The 16647-nt window shown below is 64.3% G+C and carries 19 protein-coding genes; 12 read left to right on the forward strand and 7 right to left on the reverse strand.

Translation table 11 applies throughout. The features are described 5' to 3' along the window. The first annotated feature begins 36 nt into the window (after window positions 1-36). The 4 genes from ACODRW_RS07595 (at window position 37) to ACODRW_RS07610 (ending at window position 3102) form a co-directional block, all read left to right on the forward strand. Window positions 37-414 carry an oxidoreductase gene (locus tag ACODRW_RS07595; RefSeq protein WP_019101158.1) on the forward strand — a complete coding sequence of 126 codons (378 nt, stop codon included), beginning with the start codon at window positions 37-39 and terminating at the stop codon, window positions 412-414. 227 nt (window positions 415-641) lie between these two features. Then, window positions 642-1106: a DUF2844 domain-containing protein gene (locus tag ACODRW_RS07600; protein WP_227104343.1), complete on the forward strand. Its 465-nt coding sequence runs from the start codon at window positions 642-644 to the stop codon at window positions 1104-1106. 16 nt (window positions 1107-1122) lie between these two features. Continuing rightward, window positions 1123-2349, forward strand: a complete 1227-nt coding sequence (locus ACODRW_RS07605) for a DUF3443 domain-containing protein (RefSeq protein WP_488905450.1) — start codon at window positions 1123-1125, stop codon at window positions 2347-2349. 189 nt (window positions 2350-2538) lie between these two features. Further along, window positions 2539-3102, forward strand: a complete 564-nt coding sequence (locus ACODRW_RS07610) for a flavin reductase family protein (RefSeq protein ID WP_488905451.1) — start codon at window positions 2539-2541, stop codon at window positions 3100-3102. Between the two features lie 58 nt (window positions 3103-3160). Here the strand turns inward: ACODRW_RS07610 and tyrS are convergent, their stop codons facing one another. Continuing rightward, a complete protein-coding gene (gene tyrS / locus ACODRW_RS07615) occupies window positions 3161-4435 on the reverse strand; it encodes a tyrosine--tRNA ligase (RefSeq protein ID WP_107798599.1) in 1275 nt (424 codons plus the stop codon). A 289-nt stretch (window positions 4436-4724) separates the two neighbouring features. Here tyrS and ACODRW_RS07620 point away from each other — a divergent pair, with 289 nt between their 5' ends. Beyond that, window positions 4725-5384, forward strand: coding sequence for a cytochrome b/b6 domain-containing protein (locus ACODRW_RS07620; protein ID WP_235087392.1), 660 nt, complete (start codon window positions 4725-4727; stop codon window positions 5382-5384). Between the two features lie 65 nt (window positions 5385-5449). Here ACODRW_RS07620 and ACODRW_RS07625 read toward each other — a convergent pair whose 3' ends face one another. Next, complete coding sequence (locus ACODRW_RS07625; RefSeq protein ID WP_235087393.1) at window positions 5450-5887, reverse strand: c-type cytochrome; 438 nt, start codon at window positions 5885-5887, stop codon at window positions 5450-5452. A 91-nt stretch (window positions 5888-5978) separates the two neighbouring features. Next, window positions 5979-6407, reverse strand: coding sequence for a c-type cytochrome (locus tag ACODRW_RS07630; RefSeq protein ID WP_107798602.1), 429 nt, complete (start codon window positions 6405-6407; stop codon window positions 5979-5981). 172 nt (window positions 6408-6579) lie between these two features. On the opposite strand from ACODRW_RS07630, the gene ACODRW_RS07635 reads away from it, so the two are divergent. The 6 genes from ACODRW_RS07635 to ACODRW_RS07660 are packed head-to-tail and all read left to right on the forward strand — an operon-like array spanning window position 6580 to window position 10662. Further along, complete coding sequence (locus ACODRW_RS07635; RefSeq protein WP_019101166.1) at window positions 6580-7014, forward strand: Fur family transcriptional regulator; 435 nt, start codon at window positions 6580-6582, stop codon at window positions 7012-7014. A gap of 20 nt (window positions 7015-7034) precedes the next feature. After that, window positions 7035-7952 carry a CobW family GTP-binding protein gene (locus ACODRW_RS07640; protein WP_488905452.1) on the forward strand — a complete coding sequence of 306 codons (918 nt, stop codon included), beginning with the start codon at window positions 7035-7037 and terminating at the stop codon, window positions 7950-7952. Next, window positions 7949-8119: a hypothetical protein gene (locus ACODRW_RS07645; RefSeq protein WP_227104334.1), complete on the forward strand. Its 171-nt coding sequence runs from the start codon at window positions 7949-7951 to the stop codon at window positions 8117-8119. The genes ACODRW_RS07640 and ACODRW_RS07645 overlap by 4 nt, the downstream gene beginning before the upstream one ends. Continuing rightward, window positions 8116-8859 (forward strand): metal ABC transporter ATP-binding protein, encoded by a 744-nt coding sequence (locus ACODRW_RS07650; protein WP_227104332.1) that lies wholly within the window; start codon window positions 8116-8118, stop codon window positions 8857-8859. The genes ACODRW_RS07645 and ACODRW_RS07650 overlap by 4 nt, the downstream gene beginning before the upstream one ends. A 2-nt stretch (window positions 8860-8861) precedes the next feature. Then, window positions 8862-9734, forward strand: a complete 873-nt coding sequence (locus ACODRW_RS07655) for a metal ABC transporter permease (protein WP_199225997.1) — start codon at window positions 8862-8864, stop codon at window positions 9732-9734. 22 nt (window positions 9735-9756) lie between these two features. Then, entirely contained in the window at window positions 9757-10662 is a 906-nt protein-coding gene (locus tag ACODRW_RS07660; RefSeq protein ID WP_107798606.1) for a metal ABC transporter solute-binding protein, Zn/Mn family, read from the forward strand. Here the strand turns inward: ACODRW_RS07660 and ACODRW_RS07665 are convergent. Beyond that, window positions 10655-11320, reverse strand: a complete 666-nt coding sequence (locus tag ACODRW_RS07665) for a sulfite exporter TauE/SafE family protein (RefSeq protein WP_107798607.1) — start codon at window positions 11318-11320, stop codon at window positions 10655-10657. The genes ACODRW_RS07660 and ACODRW_RS07665 overlap by 8 nt on opposite strands. A 308-nt stretch (window positions 11321-11628) precedes the next feature. On the opposite strand from ACODRW_RS07665, the gene ACODRW_RS07670 reads away from it, so the two are divergent. After that, on the forward strand, window positions 11629-12414 hold the full coding sequence (locus ACODRW_RS07670; RefSeq protein ID WP_107798608.1) for an enoyl-CoA hydratase: 786 nt from the start codon (window positions 11629-11631) through the stop codon (window positions 12412-12414). Between the two features lie 92 nt (window positions 12415-12506). Here ACODRW_RS07670 and ACODRW_RS07675 read toward each other — a convergent pair whose 3' ends face one another. From ACODRW_RS07675 to ACODRW_RS07685, 3 genes are all read right to left on the reverse strand, one after another. Beyond that, entirely contained in the window at window positions 12507-14582 is a 2076-nt protein-coding gene (locus ACODRW_RS07675) for a prolyl oligopeptidase family serine peptidase (protein WP_488905453.1), read from the reverse strand. Between the two features lie 327 nt (window positions 14583-14909). Further along, entirely contained in the window at window positions 14910-15608 is a 699-nt protein-coding gene (locus tag ACODRW_RS07680; RefSeq protein WP_488905454.1) for a DsbA family protein, read from the reverse strand. Further along, window positions 15602-16465: an MBL fold metallo-hydrolase gene (locus ACODRW_RS07685; protein WP_488905455.1), complete on the reverse strand. Its 864-nt coding sequence runs from the start codon at window positions 16463-16465 to the stop codon at window positions 15602-15604. The genes ACODRW_RS07680 and ACODRW_RS07685 overlap by 7 nt, the downstream gene beginning before the upstream one ends. Between the last annotated feature and the right edge of the window lie 182 nt (window positions 16466-16647).

A 16647-nucleotide genomic window follows, 5' to 3' on the forward strand; every position in this document is an offset into this window, starting at 1 on the left:
GCGGTGTTTATTTGATAGTCATATTCAGGTGGCCGCATGGAACAGATCAAAGTAGGCATGATAGGCGCGGGTGAAACCGGAACGCCGCTGTTGCGGCAGCTGTTGGACGCTCCCTTCGTCGGGATGGTGGGGGTGGCGGACTTGAATCTGGATTCGCCGGGCATTTTGCTGGCCCAGCAGCGCGGCATTTCCGTCACCGATAATTTCATCGAGCTGGCCGAGCAGGGCAGCAGCATCGACATCATCATCGATGTGACCGGCTCGCGCAAAGTGCGCGAGGACTTGCGGCGTTACATGCAGTTTTCCGGCAATACCCATACCGTGATCGTCCATGAACGCGTCGCCCTGCTGATGCTGTCCTTGGGCGCGGGCAAGCTGGTGACGACCCGGCATGACGATTCGCTGGCGTATTGATGGAGAAATCCAGGATTTGACTGGCGGGCAGCTGGTCGAATTTTGAGGACGCTGGGGGGCTTTCGCCCCCCTTTTTTTATGGTCTACGTTTCTTTCCTTCCGTTCGATCGGGCAGCCGTTTCATGCTGAGGTGCTATATTTTGATGGCGGCGTCGACGCCGCGCATATTCAGAAGTCCCGGGCAAAGCATCCGGGGCGGCGGTCGTTTCCATTCGACGGGGGTATTCATGCAGACGTCTTTTCTGACGAGGCGCGCCTTGCTGCTCTGCCTCAGCTTCAGCCTGTTCTCCAGTCCTGCCTTGGCCACCTTGGGGCAGCCCTTGCCGGCGGGCCGCGCGGCCGCTGCTCCGCAAGCGCTGGCTTTGAAGGCCGCGCCGCCCGCGGTCTATTCCGTGGCGCAGAGCCGGGACGAGGCCGGCCGCCTCATCCGCGAGTTCGTCCGGCAGACGGACGGCGTTGTGTTCGCGGTGGCGTGGCAGGGCGCGTCGCTGCCGGATATGAGGCAGCTGCTTGGCGATTACTTTCCCAGTTATGTTTCCTCGCAGCAGTCCAATCGGGCCGGTCTGAATCGCTTGGAAGGCCGAGGGCCTGGGCTGACGGTGATCTCCGCCGGGCGCGCGCGCGCTTTCTTCGGCCTGGCCTATGTGCCCGCGCTGGTGCCGGCGGGCCTCGACATCGATCAACTCAAATAATCAGGGCGGGGACGAGATGAAACAGGCTATCTTTGGGCTGGTGTTGAGCTGCGCCTTATTGTTGACGGCGTGCGGAGGAGGGGGCGGCGGGGTCGGCAGCGTCGCGCCGCCGGACAATGGTGGATCGACGGCCAATTCGGTGACGCTGACGGTAGACAGCGGGCCGGTGGCTAATGTTTATCAGATCAATATGCCCTATGTGTCGGTGACGGTGTGCGCGCCGGGCGGCAGCCAATGCCAGACGATCAGCCGGGTGCTGGTGGATACCGGCTCCAGCGGTTTGCGCCTGTTGGCCAGCGCCGTGAGCGGATCGACGCTGGGCAGCCTGCCCGGCGTGACGTCGAATAGCCGGCAACTGGCGGAGTGCATGCAGTTCGCCAGCGGCTTCACCTGGGGCAGCGTCCGCTACGCCGATGTCAAAATGGCCGGCAAGACGGCGTCCTCCCTGCCCATCCAGATCATCAGCGATCCGGCCTACGGCTTCATCCCGGGCGCGTGCAGCGGGACGGGGAGTAATTTGGGCAGCGTGTCGGTCCTGGGGGCAAACGGCATTCTGGGCGTCGGCCTGCGGCAGCAGGATTGCGGCAGCAACTGCGTCAACTTTAGCAATAACGGCTTTTACTACACCTGCCCCACCGCCTTGACCTGCCAGCAGGCGCCGGCGGCCGCGGCCTTGCAGGTGTCCAATCCCGTGGCGGCCTTCGCCGGCGACAATAACGGGGTGATGCTGCAATTGCCGGCGGTGGCGATCAGCGGCGCGCCCAGCGCCGCCGGAACGCTGTACTTCGGTGTGGGCACGCAGAGCAACAACGCTTTGGGTTCGGCCAAGGCTTTTCCCACTACGCTGGACGGCAATGGCGTGGACGCGATCACGACCAACTATAAATCGCTCAACTACAGCAGCTTTCTGGATAGCGGTTCCAATGGGCTGTTTTTCGCCGATGCCACGATCGCCACCTGCGTGGTGGGCAGCAGCACCTGGTTCTGCCCCGGCGGCACCGTGAATCTCAACGCCACCTTGAGCGGCGGCGGCAACAGCAGCGCGGTGGGCTTCAATCTGGGCAATGCTGGAACACTGTTGTCGCAAGGTTACTCCGCTCTGCCTGCGGTGGGCGGGCCGGCCAGCGGCTTTCTTAGCAGCTACTTTGACTGGGGCTTGCCCTTCTTTTACGGCCGCAAGGTGTATATCGGCCTGGAAGGGAAGGGCAATCCGTTAGGCAGCGGGCCGATGTTCCTGTTTTGAGAAGGCTTTGCGGGTTTCTTGCAACGCAATATAAAGCGTCCTATATCTGGATAGTCATCTCGATGACTTCTCCTTTGTTGAAATTAGCAATCTGTACGCCCGGCGAGCGCCGGGCTTTTTTTATTCGCGCCGGCGGGGCCTCCGAGTCTCCGGCTAGAATAGCCGCTTCATGCTTTCTCGAGTTTGCTTATGTCCCGTTTGCTCGCAGTCGATCTGGCGAAATCCTATCGTTTATTGAATCATGGCCCCACGGTGCTGGTGTCCAGCGCGGCCGGGGAGCGCAGCAATGTGATGGCGGCGGCCTGGGCGATGCCGCTGGATTTCGATCCGCCCAAAGTGGCGGTGGTCATCGACAAGGCGACCCATACCCGGGAGTTGATCGAGGCTTCGGGCGAGTTTGTGCTCAATCTGCCTTGCCGCGCCCAGGCCGCCGCGGTGTTGCGGGCCGGCGGCGCCGACGGCAGGCGGGTGGACAAGTTCGCGCATAGCGGCCTGAGCCGGATCCCGGCGCAAGAGGTGGCCGCGCCGCGCGTGGACGGCTGCATCGCCTATCTGGAGTGCAAGGTGATCAGCGAGCCGCTGAACCAGCAGCGCTATGATCTTTTCATCGGGGAAGTGGTGGCGGCGGAGGCCGACGCGGAGGTGTTCGCCGACGGTCATTGGCGTTTCGACGACGAGGCCAAGCGCAGCTTGCACTATATCGCCGGCGGCGCTTTTTTCGCGACCGGGGAGGCTTTTGAAGTGGGAAAGTGAGGCGAGGGCGATAAAAAAGCGGCCGTGACGGCCGCTTGGTCTTATGCGCGCGTTGCGCTCAGCGCCATTCCACCAGCGCGTAATTCTTCTTGCCGCGCTTGAGCAGGGTGTAGCGGCCAAACAGGCGCTCGGCGTCGCCGAAGCGCTGCTCCAGGCTGTCGGCCTTGTCGCCGTTGACGCTGACCGCGCCGCTCTGGATGAAGGTGCGCGCCTCGCTCTTGGATTTGGCCAGGCCGCCGGCGGCCAGCGCGTCGATCAGGCTGTCGGCGTCGCGTTCCAGCTGGATGCTGGGCAGGCCGTCTTGCGCCAGTTGGGCGAAGTCGTCGGCGGTGAGGCTGCTCAGATCGTTGTTGAACAGGCTTTGGGTGATGCGCTGCGCGGCCTCCAGGGCGGCCGCGCCGTGCACCATGGTTGTCATCTGCTCGCCCAGGATGCGCTGGGCTTCCGGCTTGCCGTCGCGCGCCTGGTCGGCGGCCTCGAGCGCGGCGATTTCTTCCAGCGACAGGAAGGTGAAGTAGCGCAGGAATTTGTACACGTCGGCGTCGGCGGTGCCCAGCCAGAACTGATAGAAGGCGTAAGGCGAGGTCTTCTTGGCGTCCAGCCAGATGGCGCCGGATTCGGTCTTGCCGAACTTGGTGCCGTCGGACTTGGTCACCAGGGGAACGGTCAGGCCGAAGACCTGTTGCTGTTGCAGGCGGCGGGTGAGGTCGATGCCGGCGGTGATGTTGCCCCACTGGTCGGAGCCGCCGATCTGCAGCTTGCAGCCGAAGCGACGGTTCAGCTCGGAGAAGTCGTAGCCTTGCAACAGGCTGTAGGAGAACTCGGTGAAGGAAATGCCCTGGTCTTCGCGGTTGAGGCGCTGCTGCACCGATTCCTTCTTGATCATCGCGTTGACCGAGAAATGCTTGCCGATGTCGCGCAGGAAATCCAGCGTGTTCATTTGGCCGAACCAGTCGTAGTTATTGGCCATCAGCGCCGCGTTGTCGCCTTCGAAGCTGAGGAAGGGTTCGACTTGGCCGCGGATCTTCTCCACCCAGCTCTGGATCACGTCCGGGGTGTTCAGCTTGCGCTCGGCGGCCTTGAAGCTGGGATCGCCTATCATGCCGGTGGCGCCGCCCACCAGCGCCACCGGGCGATGGCCGGCCTGCTGGAAGCGACGCAGCATCAGCACCGGCACCAGGTGGCCCAGGTGCAGGCTGTCGGCGGTGGGATCGAAGCCGCAATAAAGGGTTACCTGCTCCTTGCTCAGAAGTTCTTCCAGCGCAACGGCGTCCGTGGTTTGCGCAATCAGGCCGCGGGCCTGCAGATCCTGAATCAGGGGGGCATGGTTCATTTATCGGGTCTCCAACAACAGGGTGATGCGCGGCAATGGCGGAATGAACGCGCCGCCGCAAAAAGTTAGGCCGCCCGTTGGCGGGCGGCGTAGCCGGACTCGCCAGGCGAGCCCAATCAAGGATATTAACCGAAAACCGGTGGTTTTTGCCCCCTTTTTGTCGGTAGAATCCGGACAAAACCCCATTTGGCTTAGGGTTTGTCCCGCCGGCACGGTATCATCATGTTGCAATGCATTAATTCGGGTACGCCTGAGCGGGCGAGTTTTGGATTCAAGGAGTGAAAGCGCAATGACGCAAATGGTAAAAGTGTGGGATGTTCCCACTCGCTTGTTTCACTGGACGCTGGTGATTCTGTTCGGCTGCATGTGGTATAGCGGCGAGCAGGGCGGCGATTGGCTGCAATACCATATCTGGTTCGGCTCCTGTCTTGCCAGCCTGTTGCTGTTTCGTTTGATCTGGGGCGTGATCGGCAGCCAGACCGCGCGTTTCAGCAACTTCATCAAGGGGCCGCGCAACATTGTCCGCTATCTGCGCGGCGAGCTGAGCGAGAACGAGCAGCCGGGTCACAATCCGCTGGGCGGCCTGATGGTGCTGGCGATGTTGCTGGCCTTGCTGGCCCAGGTGAGCACCGGCCTGTTCGCCGCCGACGTCGACAGCTATCTGTACGACGGCCCATTGGCCAAGCTGCTGAGCGGCGACATGGCCGAAGCCGCGACCTCGTTTCACAAGAGCTTTTTCAATGTGATTCTGGGCCTGGTCGGTCTGCACTTGCTGGCCATCATCGCTTACCGGGTGTTCAAGAAGAACAATCTGGTCAAGGCGATGATCACCGGCAACAAGGCCATCGCCGGCGATGTGCCGCGTTTGGCGTTCGCGCCCGCCATCATCGCGCTGGTGGCCCTGCTGGTGTCCAGCGGCGGCGTCTATGTGCTGTTGACGCGTTTGTAAGCGGCGGACCGCGGCGTCAGCGGGGCGAAAAGGGCGGGCATCCGCCCTTTTTTCATGGGCGTCGCTTATTTCTCCGGGCCGCGGAAAGCGTCGTGACAGGCTTTGCAGCTTTGCGCCACCGCGCCGTAGCTTTTCTTGATGGCGGCGAGCTCGCCGCCGCGGGCGCTCTGTCCCAGATCGGCGACCGATTTCAGGAACACGTCCTTGTCGGCCTGAAACTTGGCGGGCTGGCTCCAGATTTCCGGTTTGGCGCGGCTCTTGCCGCTGATGCTGTTGGCGGGGAAGTGATTGAAGGGCTCGGCGGCGATCTGTTGCAAGGCGTCGGCCTGACGGATGAAGGCGTCCTTCCGGTACGGATCCCGGCCGCGCACCACCGCGCCCATGGGCTCGAAGGCCAGCAATATTTTCTTGAAGGACTTGGTGCGGGTTTCGGCCGGCGTGTCGGCCAGCGCCAGCGGCGCCGCGACGGCGCCCAACAGCAATACGGTCAGCAGTTTTTTCATTCCGGGGTCTTCGGGGGTGGGGTCTGGCTGGGGGTGGGCAAGCAAACAGCCCGCTGGCGGGCGGGCTGCTGGGGTCGCGACGCGACGGGGCTCAGTCCTTGCGGAAGGCGTCGTGACAGGCCTTACAGGTTTTCTGGGTGGCGCCGAACTGCACCTTGATCGCGCCCAGATCGCCGGCGGCGGCCACTTGCTTCAGTTTGGCGGTGGCGGCCTTGTGGTTGTCGATGGCTTTTTGCCATTCGGCGGGCTTGCTCCAGATTTCCGGCTTGGCGTCGGTCTTGCCGGCGGTGCTGCCGGCCGGGAAGTGCTGCCACGGCTTTTGGGACAGGGCTTCCAGTTCGCCGGCGAGTTTGGCGAACTCGTCTTTGTTGTAAGGGGTTTCACCCTTCACCATCTTGCCCATGCCGCCTACAACCGGCTTGTATTGCTTGAAAACATCCTGGCGCTGCGCGATGGGATCGGCGGCGAAAGCCTGCCCGGCGAATACGGCGGCCACCACGGCCATCATCAGTGTTTTCATGTTATTTCCTTATATGAGCGATGAGGGATAAGCCATAAGCCTATCATGGACATTCTGGAGCACAAAGCTACCACGACCGACGGCCATGATAAACCGATGAATGATTAATCCTTGTGAATTCGATATGTTATACAGTAACATTGCGTCCTGATTAAACAAGCGGGTGTCCTGCATGGACCATCAAGCCTATCTGGCCGCGGCGGAGCGGCATTGCGAACGGCGCGGCAGCAAACTGACCGCATTGCGCCGTCAGGTGCTGGAGCTGGTGCTGCGTTACAGCGGGGTGGTCAAGGCTTACCAGGTTCTGGCGGATTTGCAGCAAGAGCGCGGCGCCGCCGCGCCGCCCACCGTCTACCGCGCGCTGGATTTCCTGGTGGAGCACGGTCTGCTGCACAAGGTGGACGCCTTGAACGGCTTCATCGTCTGCGATCATTTCGAATGCCAGCACGAAGGGCTGATCCTGGTCTGCGGCGATTGCGGCCAGGTGCAGGAGATCGACGCCGCGCCGGCCTTGAGTGCGCTGCGCCAGGCCGCGCAAGCGGTGGCTTTTTCCCTGTGTCCGCAAAACCTGGTGCTGACCGGCCGTTGCCAGTCTTGCAGCGCCTGAATCCAAGAATTCCCTGATCCATGAAAAAAACCATAGTCAATTTGTTCACCGGCTTTCTCGGGGTGGGCAAGACCACGGCGTTGCGCCATTTGATCGATCGTCGTCCCGCGCATGAAAAGTGGGCGATCATCGTCAACGAGTTCGGCGAGGTCGGCATCGACGGCGCGGCGCTGAGCCAGGACGAGCTGGCGGTGGCGGAAATCGCCGGCGGCTGCCTGTGCTGCGTGGCCGGACCGCAGATGACCGCCACGGTGGCGACCTTGCTGCGCCGCGAACGCCCGGACCGTCTGCTGATCGAGGCCAGCGGCCTGGCGCACGCGGCCGGCGTCATCGACGAGCTGCGCGCCAAGCCCTTGGGCGAGGCGCTGGAGGTGGGCGCGGTGCTCACCCTGGTGGACCCGCGCCAGTTCATTCAGCCGGACTATCATCGCCAGCCGCTGTACCGCGACCAGATTTCCATCGCCGACGTGCTGGTGGCCAACAAGATAGACACCGCCGACGTGCCGACGATGGAGGCTTTCCGTCGGCAGGTGGCGGCCTTGTTCCCGCCCAAGTCCTTGGTGGGCGAGGTGCGCAACGGCGAGCTGGATCCGGCCTGGCTGGACGCCGCCGCCGCGCCCAAGCCGCGTTACCGGCCGGCGGTGCCGGACGATGCCGCCGCGCAATGGCGTTCCATGGGCTGGACTTTCGAGCCGGAGCAGGCTTTCGACGGCGAGCGGCTGACCCGTTTCTTCGATGAGCTGCCCGCCTTGGTGCCGGGCCTGGTGCGCGCCAAGGGCGTGTTCAAAGTGCTGGACAGCTGGGTGTGGCTGAACTGGGCGGCCGGACAGTGGGGCGCGGCCCAGGTGTCCTGGAGACGCGACAGCCGCTTCGAACTGATCGCCGAGGATTTCGACGCCGCCGCGATCGAGAACACCTTGCGGAGGTGCTTCGAATGACGCCCAAACATCAACACACACACGCGCACCGGCACCTGACGCCGGACAATTTCAAAGCGCCGTTCAGCCTGCTGGCGCTGTCGGCCTGGCAGCGGCTGGGCCTGGCCGGCGCCGCGTTGGCGGTGCTCTGGTTCTTGGTGATCTGGGCTTTGCGGGAGGCGGCATGAGCGTCAGTCTGCAGAACCTGACGGTTTCCTATCAGCGCCATCCGGCGGTGCACCATGTCAGCGGTTGTTTCGCCGCCGGCGACGCCACCGCCATCTTCGGCCCCAACGGCGCCGGCAAGAGCACCTTGCTCAAGGCCATGATAGGCGCGTTGAAGCCGGACTCCGGCTCGGTGCAGCTGGGCGGCTTCCGGCGGCGGGACATTGCTTATCTGCCGCAGCAATCGGAGATCGACCGCTCCTTGCCGGTCAGCGTGCTGGACCTGGTGTGCACCGGGCTGTGGCACGACACCGGCGTGTTCGGCGGCGTCAGCCGCCGCGGCCGCGACCAGGCCTTGCTGGCCTTGGAGCAGGTGGGGCTGGCCGACTTTGCGCTGAGGCCGATCTCGGCGCTGTCCAGCGGCCAGTTCCAGCGCGTGCTGTTCGCCCGCATCCTGGTGCAGGACGCGCGGCTGATCCTGTTGGACGAACCGTTCAACGCGGTGGACGCCAAGACCACTTACGATCTGTTGGAGCTGGTGCGCCATTGGCGCGAGGAAGGCCGCACCGTGGTGGCGGTATTGCATGATTACGAGCAGGTGCGCGCGTATTTCCCGCACACCTTGTTATTGGCGCGCGAAGTGGTGGCCTGGGGCGATACCGCCGAGGTGTTGTGCGACGCCAATCTGAAACGCGCGGTGGACACCGCCGCGCATTGGCAATCCCAGGCCGCGGTCTGCGAAGTGGATGGAGCGCAAGCCTGATGCTGCACTTATACGATTTACTGGTGGCGCCGTTCGCCGAATTCGCCTTCATGCGCCGGGCGCTGGTGGGCTGCCTGGCCCTGGCCTTGGGCAGCGGCCCCATCGGCCTGTTCCTGGTGATGCGGCGCATGAGCCTGATGGGCGACGCAATGAGCCACGCGGTGCTGCCCGGCGCCGCGGTGGGTTTCATGATGGCAGGTCTCAGTCTGCCGGCGATGAGCTTGGGCGGTTTCTTCGCCGGCGTGCTGGTGGCCTTGCTGGCCGGCCTGGCCACGCGTTTCACCAGCATCAAGGAAGACGCCAGCTTCGCCGCCTTCTACCTGCTGTCTTTGTCCATCGGCGTCTTGCTGGTGTCGCGCGGCGGCAGCAATGTGGACTTGATGCACATCCTGTTCGGCTCGGTGCTGGCGGTGGACGACGCGGCGCTGTACCTGGTGGCCGGCGTCGCTTCCTTCACCCTGTTGGCGCTGGCCTTGATCTACCGCCCCTTGCTGCTGGAAAGCCTGGACCCGGTCTATCTGCGCGCCGTGGGCGCGCGCGGCGGCCTGTGGCACATGCTGTTCCTGATGCTGGTGGTGCTGAACCTGGTGGCCGGTTTCCAGGCGCTGGGCACTCTGATGGCGGTGGGCCTGATGATGTTGCCGGCGATTACCGCCCGCTTGTGGACCGAGCGCATCGAGGCCCTGCTCGGGCTGTCGGTGGCCATCGCCTTCCTGGCCGGCCTGGGCGGCCTCTTGCTGTCCTATCACTTCGAACTGCCTTCCGGGCCGGCCATCATTCTGCTGGCGGGCCTGGTCTATCTGCTGTCGCTGCTGTTGGCGCCGGTGGGTGGGGCTTTGCCGCGCTACATCCGCGCCCGGCATCTGGAATCCTGAACCCTTGATAAGGAAGTCGCCGATGAAGAAATCAATCATGGCCCTGTTGTTGCTGGGCCTGCCCTTGTCCGCCTGGGCCAAGCTGCCGGTGGTCGCCAGCTTCAGCATCGTCGCCGATATGACGCGCGAGATCGGCGGCGATCGCGTCGAAGTCTCCTCGCTGGTGGGGCCGGATCAGGACGCCCACGTGTTCCAGCCGTCGCCGGCCGACGTCAAGAAAGTGGCCGCCGCCAAGCTGCTGGTCACCAATGGCCTGGGCATGGAAGGCTGGATGGTGCGGCTGAGCAAGGCCGCTCATTTCAAGGGCGTGCAAGTGGAGGCGGGCAAGGGCATCAAGACCCGCGAAGCGGAAGACGAGGATCACCACGGGCACGACCACGGCCATGCCGGGCATGACCACGGGGCCGTCGATCCGCACGCCTGGCACGACCCCAAGCGCGTGCTGACCTATATCCGCAACATCGAGGCCGGCCTGAGCCAGGCGGACCCGGCCGGCAAGCCGGAGTACGCCCGCCGCGCCGCCGACTACGCGGCCAAGGTGAAGGAGATGGACGCCTGGGCGGCCAAGGCCTTCGCCGCCGTGCCCGCGGCCAAGCGCAAGATGCTGACCTCGCACGACGCCTTCGCTTATCTGGGCGAGCGTTACCAGCTGCAAGTGCTGGCCATCCAGGGCGTCAGCACCGAGTCCGAGGCGTCGGCCAAGGCGGTGGCGCGGCTGGTGCGTCAAGTGCGGCAGGAAAAAGTGGCGGCGGTATTCATGGAGAACATGACCGACAAGCGTCTGTTGGAGCAGCTGGCGCGCGAGGCCAAGGTGGCGATAGGCGGCAAGTTGTACGCCGATGCGCTGTCCGGCCCGTCCGGTCCGGCGCCCAGCTATTTGGCGATGTTCCGTTACAATGTGGACACCATTTTGAAATCGTTCAAATAAGCGTCCGCAGCAACTGCCAGGCGCCGATGCCCGCAACGACCAGTCCCGCCGTCAGGCGGACTGGTCGTTGTTGCATCCAGCGGCGCAAGCTATCGGCGAAAGCGCCCATCAGCAGGAGATTGGGCAAGGTGCCGAGCCCGAAGGCGAGCATGGCCAGCGCGCCGCCGGACGCGCTGCCGGTGGCCAGCGCCGACAGCGAGGCGCTGTAAACCAGGCCACAGGGCAGCCAGCCCCAGACCATGCCGGCCAGCAGCGCGGCTTGCGGCGAGCGGACCGGCAGCAGGGGGCCCAGCAGCGGCTGCAAGCGCCGCCAGATCGGCGCGCCCAGCCGTTCGATCAGATTGACCGCGCCGGACAGGCCGGCCAGGTACAGGCCCATGGCCACCAGCATCAGGTTGGCCAACAGCGCCAGCGCCAGTTGCAGGCCGCGGATGTCCAGCAGAGCGAGGCCGGTGGCGGCCAGGCCGCCCAGCAGCGCGCCTATCAGCGCGTAGCTGCCGACGCGTCCCAGATTGTAGGCCAGCATGATGCGCCAGCGGCTGGTCTCGGGGGGCAGATTCAGCGTCAGCGCGGCGACGATGCCGCCGCACATGCCCATGCAGTGGCCGCCGCCCAGCAAGCCCGCCAGAAACAATATCCACCCGCTCGTTTCAATCATGCCGCAACCTGTCTCAGAAAGCTCTATGGTAACAGAGTGGCGGCTCGCGCTTGCGCGCGCGGCGGTCATATTTGCTTTTGGCATTTATTGCCTTTATCAAAATTTTACTTGGCATCTCCTTAAAGAAAGTTATAAAAAAAATGATGGTCTAGCTGGCCGACTACTGGTCAAAAGGTCAGTTTGCAATGAGAATGCTGCTTTGGCTTCGGACCTATGCGCAATGGGTCCCCCGCTGAGGATCCAGGCGCTCGACCTGGTCAAAACATATGCATTAGCGATGTAATCCATGGGGATAGAGTGAGGAAAATATGGCCAAGTATCTGACACTTGAGCGGCTGGGCCAGTCAGCGATCGTGACTCTCAAAAACGCGCCGGCGAATTTGCTGACCACGGAGAGCCTGAATGAGCTGGCTACGACGATGCGGTCGCTGGATGCGGATCCGGCTGTGCGTTCGGTGGTGTTGACCGGGGCGGGCGACGCGTTTTTTTCCGCCGGCGCCGATTTGAAGCAATTCGCGTCCGGCGACGCGGCCGAGGCGGACAAGGTGTTCGACGCCTTCGCCGGCGCTTTGCGCAGTTTGCAGCAGTACCGCGGCGTCACGGTGGCCGCGATCAACGGCTACGCCCTGGGCGGCGGTCTGGAATTGGCGTTGGGCTGTGATTACATGGTGGCCGAGCGCGGCGCCAAGCTCGGGCTGCCGGAAGCCAAGGTGGGCATCATCCCGGCGGCGGGCGGCACCAAGACGCTGGCGGACAAGGTGGGCGTTTCCTGGGCCAAGCGCATTATTCTGGGCGGCGAAGTGGTGACGGCGGAGAAGGCCCTGACCATCGGGCTGATCGAGGAAGTGGTGGACCAGGGCTTCGCCAAGATCGTGGCGATCAGCCTGGCCAACAAAGTGGCGAACCAGGCGCCGGGCGCGGTGGCCGCCGCGCGTAGGCTGATCGAGGAGAGCGGCAATCTGACGCTGGCTCAGCATCTGGAGCGCGAGCGCGCCGCGGTGCGCCAGCTGATGGGCAGCGCGGAGCAGATCGAGGGCGTCAGCGCCTTTATCGCCAAGCGCAGCCCCAGCTGGGTCGAGTCCGGCGATGATTGAACGGTCCGCGTCCCATACAAAACCGCCTGCCGCCGTTTCGGCCGCAGGCGGTTTGTTTTGATGCCCGCATCTGTTCCGCCGGGCCGGGCGGGTCAGCGCAGTTGGCGCAACAGGAAGGCGTATTCCATGGCCGCGATATCGGCTTCCTGCTGATGGTTGGCGGCGGCGCCGTGCCCGCCCTCGGTGCGCTCGAAATACTGCACCGGGGCGCCCATCGCCTGCATGGCCGCGAACATTTTGCGGGCGTGGCCGGGATGAACCCTGTCGTCCAGCGTCGAGGTCATGAACAGGGTGGCCGGGTAACGCGCGTCCGCTTTCAGGTTCTGATAGGGCGAGTAACGGCGGATATAAGCCCAGTCTTCCGGTAAATCGGGGTTGCCGTACTCGTCCATCCAGCTGGCGCCGGCCAATAAGCGGTTGAAGCGGCGCATATCCAGCAGCGGCACCTGGCAGACCACGGCGTTGAACAGCTCCGGACGCTGGGTCAGCATCACCCCCATCAACAGGCCGCCGTTGCTGCCGCCCTTGATGCCCAGATGACGGGCGTCGGCCACGCCGCGTTTGGCCAGGTCTTCCGCGATGGCGGCGAAGTCGTCGTAGGCGTTCTGGCGCAGCTGTTTGCGCGCCGCCTCGTGCCAGGCCGGACCGTATTCGCCGCCGCCGCGGATATTGGCCAGCGCGTAGACGCCGCCGCGCTCCAGCCAGGCCTTGCCCAGCGCGCCGTTGTAGCGCGGGGTCAGCGACACTTCGAAGCCGCCGTAACCGTACAAGAGCGTGGGGTTGGAGCCGTCCAGCTTGATGTCTTTGCGGCTGACCAGGAAATAGGGCACGCGGGTGCCGTCGCGAGAGGCGGCGAACCACTGTTGGATGCGGTAGGGGCCGGCGTCGAAAAAGCCGGGCTGCTGTTTCAGCGTCCGGCGCTCATCGCTGCCGGTTTCGGCCAGGGCCAGCGTCGGCGGCGTCAGAAAATCGGTGAAGCTGTAGAAATAGCGGTTGTCGCGGTCGGGATCGACCGCGCGCACGCTGATGCTGCCGAAGCTGGGCGTGGCCACCGGGCGCGACCGCCATTGGCCGTCCACGACCTTCCATTCCATTAAGCGACTGCCGACATTGTCCAGCATGGTCAGCAGCAAGCTGTCGCGAGTGGACGTCTGCTCCGCCAGCGAGACGGCGGCGCTGGGCTCGAACAGGGGGCTGAAGCCGCGTTCGTCGGCCAGGTAGGCGTCGGCCTTGATGGCCAGCAAGGAGCCGCCGCGCCAGGTCTTGCCGCCAGCGGTCCAGTCTTGCTTGGGCGTCAACAGCAGCCAGTCGCCGAAGAAATCGACGCCGACATGGTCGGGCTTGTCCAGCTTGCGCCATTTTCCATCCACCAGCAGCCGCGCCTCGGTGCTGAAGAAAGTGGGCGCGCGCGTGATCAGGTCGTAGCGGCGGCCTTGGGCGTCTATCCTGGCCGCGTGCACGGCGACGTCGGCCTGCTGGCCTTCGAACACGGTTTGCGCTTCGGCCAGCGGCTGGCCGCGGCGCCAGGTCTTGACGACGCGGGGATAGCCGGAGTCGGTCAGCGACCCGGGGCCGAAGTCGCTCATCACATAAAGGGTGTCGCGGTCCTGCCAGCTGACTTCGCTCTTGGCTTCGGGCAGTTGGAAGCCGTCCTTGACGAAGGCCTTGGCGGCCGGGTCGAATTCACGCACCACCGCGGCGTCGCCGCCGCCGCGGCTTAAGCGCAGCAGGCAGCGTTCCTGATCGGGGCGCAGGCAGTCGGCCCCTTGCCACACCCAGTTTTCCCCCTCGTCCTTGGCCAAGCGGTCCAGGTCCAGCACGGTTTCCCATTGCGGCGCGGCCTTGCGGTATTCGTCCAGTGTGGCGCGTCGCCACAGCCCGCGCGGGTGGTCTTTGTCGCGCCAGAAGTTGTAGTAGAGCCCGCCTATCTTCTCCACGGAGGGGATGCGGTCGTTGGAGTCCAGGATGGTCAGCAGTTCGCGGCGCAGCGCCGGGTAGTCGGTTTGCCGGCCGAGGTCCTGGCGCGTGTTTTCGTTTTGCCGGCCGACCCAGGCCAGCGCTTCCTTGCCTTGAATCTCCTCCAGCCATAGATACGGGTCTTGCGCGGCATTCGCCGCGGCGCAGAGCGCGAGCAGGGCGAAGGACAGTGGGGTGCCTAAGGTTTTCATCCGGACGGGTTTCCCTTAATTCAGCCAATGGCTGTAGACAGTGGATTTGTTTTGATGTGTCCGAATACTGTAACGTCCGAGAATTTGTTTGTCATCAAGCGCCGCGCGGGGGGAGAAGACGAACGGCGGCCATGTCTAGACGTGGCCGCCGTTGGCGGGGAGGGCGAGGGGCGGGGCCTTGGCAGCCGTTCACGGTAGGCTGCGCGGCCTAGGGCGCGACTCGGTGCGTGCCGCATTCGGAATGCTCATGCGTCCCATGAGCAAGGCCGCTTTTTCAGCGCTTGCTTTCAGCAGGTCACGCCCCTGCGCGCGGCTTTGAACAGGCGCTTAGCAGCCGTCCAGCCCGCACATCGGCGGCAGCTCGGCCGAGCCTGAGAGGGTGGCGGCGCCGAGTTGCGCCAGGTGCTGGCTGAACATGTCCGGCTTGCCCAGATAGGAGCCCATATCCAGGGCTTGGAAGCGGCCGCCCACTTCCAGCGCCGCGGACGGGAAGCCGCGCAAGCCCAGGCGGGTCATCAGCCGGCGGCTGTGGTCTATATGCTCGACGCTGCGCGCCAGACCGCCGACGTAGGCGTCGGCGAAGCGGTCGGCGGACACGCCCAATTCGGCCGCTAGCCGGGCGAGCACCGCGATGTCGGCGATCTCAAGCCCGTGCAGGTAATGAGCGGCTTGCACGCGGGCCAGCATGGTCTGCGGCGCAATGCCCAGTTCCGGCGCGGCCAGGACGGCTGCGATGGGCGGCGTCGAGTCCAAACGCGCCTCGCTGCGCAGCAAGCCGTCGAAGTAGGCGTCGCCGAAGGGCTGGCCGCTGAGGGCGGCGATGCGGTGATCGTGCGGCATCACGTAGCCGCGCCACTCCAGGTTCATGCGGCGGTTGTGCGGCGCGCTGAGCATGCCGCCGCCGTGCAGCGCCAGTTCGACTTCCGGCCGCGCCGCGGCCGCCAGCAGCAGCGGCGAAGCGCCGTAGCACCAGCCGCACAGCGGATCGTAAAAGTAGTGCAGCCGGATCGTGGAGGCGCTTACCATTTCATCTCGCCCTTATTGACCTTGGCGCCGATCTCCAGCGTCATGTCTTCGCCCGCTTGCGGGAAGGCTTGCTTCATCGCCTGGATCAACTGGGCGCTATTGGCCGATTTGGCCAGATTCAGTTCGAACTGCTGCAAGTACCGGCGGGTGAAGCGCACGGCGCTCAGATCGGTTTTGTCGCCCGCCTGCATGTGGCCGGGGACTACGATTTCCGGTTGCAGCGCTTCCATTTCGTCCAGCTGCTTGATCCAGGCCTGGCGTTCGGCCGGGCTCTGGGTGTCCGCGGTCCAGACGTGCATGCTGGGCGCGGTGACGCCGACATTGCCGACAATCGCGCGCAGGGACGGAATCCACACATAGCCGCGGTGCGCCAGCACGCCGCGCGCGCCCTTGATTTCCAGCGCCTTGCCTTCCAGTTCCAGACGTTCGTCTTTCAGCGCTTCGGGCAGCAGCGGCGCGCTGGGCGCGTTGACGCCCATTTGCGGGCCCCAGTAAGCGAGCTTGCCCTGGATATTGGCCTTGATCTTGGCCAGGGTCGGGCCGTTGCTGAGCACTTGGGCCTGCGGGAAGATCTTCTTCAGTTCGGCGGCGCCGAAGTAGTAGTCGGGATCGGCCTGGCTGATATAGATGGTTTTCAGTTGCTTGCCGCTGTCCAGCACCTTGGCGGCGATGCGGTGGGCGTCGGCGCGGGTGAAGCCGGTGTCGATCAGGATGGCGTCTTTCTCGCCGCTGACCAGGACCGAGCTGACATTGAAGCTATTGCCGTCGGCGTTGTAGATGGACAGTTTCAGCGGCGCGGCGACGGCGGCCGTTGCCGCCAGGGTCAGGGCGCCGGCGATCAGGGTTTGGCGGAACATCGATTCATTCTCCATATGGCCCGGCTTCTATCGCCGGCGGTGAGTAGGCTGGATTTCGACGCTCACTATAAAACGCGCGCTTAATGGGAATAAACCATCTAAATCGCAATAAATTGTTGCTTGTTTCGATCTAATTGGTCGGAGCCTCAGGGGCTTTCCATCGTCTACTCAGGCGCTGGGCC

This window comes from Chromobacterium sp. FG89 (assembly GCF_057808735.1).